The organism is Flavobacterium sp. UGB4466 (assembly GCF_903469665.1).
Lineage (GTDB): Bacteria > Bacteroidota > Bacteroidia > Flavobacteriales > Flavobacteriaceae > Flavobacterium > Flavobacterium lipolyticum.
Genome location: NZ_CAGKLC010000198.1, coordinates 1 through 3,715, shown reverse-complemented (window position 1 = coordinate 3,715; position 3,715 = coordinate 1). Strand labels below are relative to the sequence as shown.

The window sequence follows — 3,715 nt, the reverse complement described above, 5'->3', positions numbered from 1 at the left end:
GACTTATATAGGATAAATCAACTTAGTATTCAATTTGTTACCCCTCTAAAAGAAAAAAGATTCTTTTTTTTGTTAACAAAAAGATATTAGCATGATCAAATGTTGTAATATTTTGTAAATTGCTCCCTTAAAATTATCATATTCATAAAATGGAACAACAAATACCATATATTCCTAAAAATAAAGTAAGAATTGTAACCGCAGCCTCTCTTTTTGACGGACATGATGCAGCGATAAACATTATGCGTCGTATTATTCAGTCAACCGGAGTTGAGGTAATTCACCTTGGGCACGACCGTAGTGTTGAGGAAGTGGTGAATACTGCTATTCAGGAAGACGCGAATGCGATTGCGATGACATCGTATCAGGGAGGACATAATGAATATTTTAAATACATGTATGACTTGCTGCAAGAAAAAGGAGCAGGACACATTAAAATTTTTGGAGGCGGAGGCGGAGTAATCCTTCCAAGCGAAATTTCAGAATTACATGAATATGGTATCACGAGAATTTATTCTCCGGATGATGGGCGTTCTTTAGGTTTACAAGGAATGATCAATGATTTGGTTCAGCGTTCCGATTATCCTATTGGAGATCAGTTAAACGGAGAAATCGATCATATCGAAAATAAAATTCCAACGGCAATTGCACGTTTGATTTCGGCAGCGGAAAATTTCCCTGAAATCGCAAAACCTATTTTTGATCAGATTCACGAAAGCAATACCGATTCTAAAATTCCGGTTCTTGGAATTACCGGAACGGGTGGAGCCGGAAAATCATCTTTAGTAGATGAACTGGTTCGTCGCTTTTTAATTGATTTCCCAGAGAAAACTATCGGATTGATTTCTGTCGATCCGTCAAAAAGAAAAACAGGAGGAGCATTACTGGGTGACAGAATCCGTATGAATGCCATCAACAATCCTCGTGTGTATATGCGTTCGCTGGCGACACGTCAGTCGAATTTGGCTTTATCCAAATATGTTGCTGAGGCCATTCAGGTTTTAAAAGCAGCAAAATACGATTTGATCATTCTTGAAACTTCAGGAATCGGACAATCCGACACCGAGATTATGGATCACTCTGATGTATCTCTATATGTAATGACACCGGAGTTTGGAGCAGCAACACAATTGGAGAAAATCGACATGCTTGATTTTGCCGATTTGGTCGCTTTGAACAAGTTTGACAAAAGAGGGGCATTAGACGCCATTCGTGACGTTAAAAAGCAGTACCAGCGCAATCATAATTTGTGGGATAAAAATCCGGATGAAATGCCGGTTTTCGGAACCATCGCTTCTCAGTTTAACGATCCGGGAATGAACACGCTTTATAAAGCGATCATGGACAAGATTGTAGAGAAAACACAATCGGAGCTGAAATCTACTTTTCAGATTACCAAGGAAATGAGCGAGAAAATCTTCGTGATTCCGCCACACAGAACCCGTTATTTATCTGAAATTGCAGAGAACAACCGATCTTATGATGAAATCGCAGCTTCACAGCAAAAAGTAGCACAGAAATTATACGGAATCTTTAAAACCATAGAATCGGTTTCAGGGAAAGTTCCGCAAATTAATAAAGCCGGAATAGATGACACTAGTGTCTTCCTGAGCGGAGTCGAAGGAGTGAAAGCAGCCGAAACGCACGACGAAAACAGAATCTTTTTAAATCTTTTACTCAATCAGTTTGATAAGGTAAAAATGGATCTTGATCCGTACAATTGGGAAATTATCCTGAATTGGGACGAAAAAGTAGCCAAATATAAAAATCCGGTGTACAGCTTTAAGGTGCGTGATAAAGAAATTAAAATCGCGACCCATTCTGAAAGCTTATCGCATTTGCAAATCCCAAAAATTGCTTTACCTAAATATGAAGCCTGGGGGGATGTATTACGTTGGAATTTACAAGAAAATGTTCCGGGAGAATTTCCGTTTGCATCAGGATTGTATCCGTTCAAGCGTGAAGGCGAAGATCCGTCAAGAATGTTTGCAGGAGAGGGCGGACCGGAAAGAACCAACAAACGTTTTCATTATGTGAGTGCAGGATTACCGGCAAAACGACTTTCGACTGCCTTTGATAGTGTGACTTTATACGGAAACGATCCTGATATTCGTCCTGATATTTATGGAAAAATCGGTAATGCCGGAGTTTCGATTTGCTGTTTGGACGATGCTAAAAAACTGTATTCAGGTTTTGATTTAGTTCATGCTTTAACCTCGGTAAGTATGACAATCAACGGACCAGCGCCAATGTTGTTAGGCTTTTTTATGAACGCGGCGATCGACCAGCAATGCGAATATTACATCAAAGCCAATGATTTAGAAAAAGAAGTTGAAGCCAAAATCAACAAAATATACAAAGAAAAAGGAACAGAACGTCCGAAATACCAGGGCGATCTGCTGGAAGGAAACAACGGTTTGGGATTAATGCTTTTGGGAGTTACCGGAGATCAGGTTTTACCTTTGGAAGTGTATAACGATATCAAAGTAAAAACCTTATCACAAGTTCGTGGTACGGTTCAAGCCGATATTTTAAAAGAAGATCAGGCACAAAACACCTGTATTTTCTCTACCGAATTTGCGTTGCGATTAATGGGTGACGTTCAGGAATATTTTATTACTCAAAACGTTCGTAATTTTTACTCTGTTTCGATTTCAGGATACCATATTGCCGAGGCAGGAGCGAACCCAATTACACAGTTGGCCTTTACGCTTTCGAATGGTTTCACTTACGTAGAATATTACTTAAGCCGTGGCATGAGCATTAACGATTTTGGACCAAACTTATCGTTTTTCTTCTCAAACGGAGTAGATCCGGAATATTCAGTAATTGGACGTGTGGCACGTAAAATTTGGGCAAAAGCCATGAAAAACAAATACGGAGCCAACGAAAGAGCGCAAATGCTAAAATATCATATTCAAACTTCCGGACGTTCGTTACACGCTCAGGAGATTGATTTTAATGATATCAGAACAACATTACAGGCTTTGTATGCGATTTATGATAACTGTAACTCATTGCATACGAACGCTTATGATGAAGCGATTACCACACCAACCGAAGAATCAGTGCGTAGAGCCATGGCGATTCAGTTGATTATCAATAAAGAATTAGGTCTGGCGAAAAACGAAAACCCAATTCAGGGATCGTTTATCATCGAAGAATTAACCGATTTGGTAGAAGCTGCCGTTTTACAGGAATTCGACCGCATCACAGAGCGTGGTGGAGTATTAGGTGCTATGGAAACGATGTACCAACGTTCTAAAATTCAGGAAGAAAGTTTGTATTACGAAACCTTAAAGCACAACGGAGATTTCCCGATTGTGGGTGTAAACACCTTCCTGAGTTCAAAAGGATCTCCAACGGTAATTCCGGCAGAAGTAATTCGTGCCACCGAAGAAGAAAAACAATATCAAATTACGATGCTCGATAACTTACACCAGTTCCACGAAGCAAAAGTAAACGAGCACCTGCGCCAACTACAGGAAGCCGCCATTAAAAACGAAAATTTATTCGCCCATTTAATGGAAGCGACTAAGGTTTGTTCGCTGGGACAGATTACTTCGGCATTGTTTGAAGTAGGGGGGCAGTATAGAAGGAATATGTAATTATTACTGTTTTATAGATTTATGGAAAAACCTCTCAAGATATTGAGAGGTTTTTTTGTTTTATGAATGTTTATTGGATTAAAATGACAATGTTTATGGTTTTTCTC

General features: G+C 39.3%; 1 protein-coding gene. It reads left to right on the top strand.

Going from position 1 to position 3,715, the window contains the following annotated elements; translation table 11 throughout:
* The first annotated feature begins 149 nt into the window (after nucleotides 1-149).
* Nucleotides 150-3,608 (top strand): methylmalonyl-CoA mutase family protein, encoded by a 3,459-nt coding sequence (locus JO950_RS21480; protein WP_202704471.1) that lies wholly within the window; start codon nucleotides 150-152, stop codon nucleotides 3,606-3,608.
* Nucleotides 3,609-3,715: the final 107 nt, after the last annotated feature.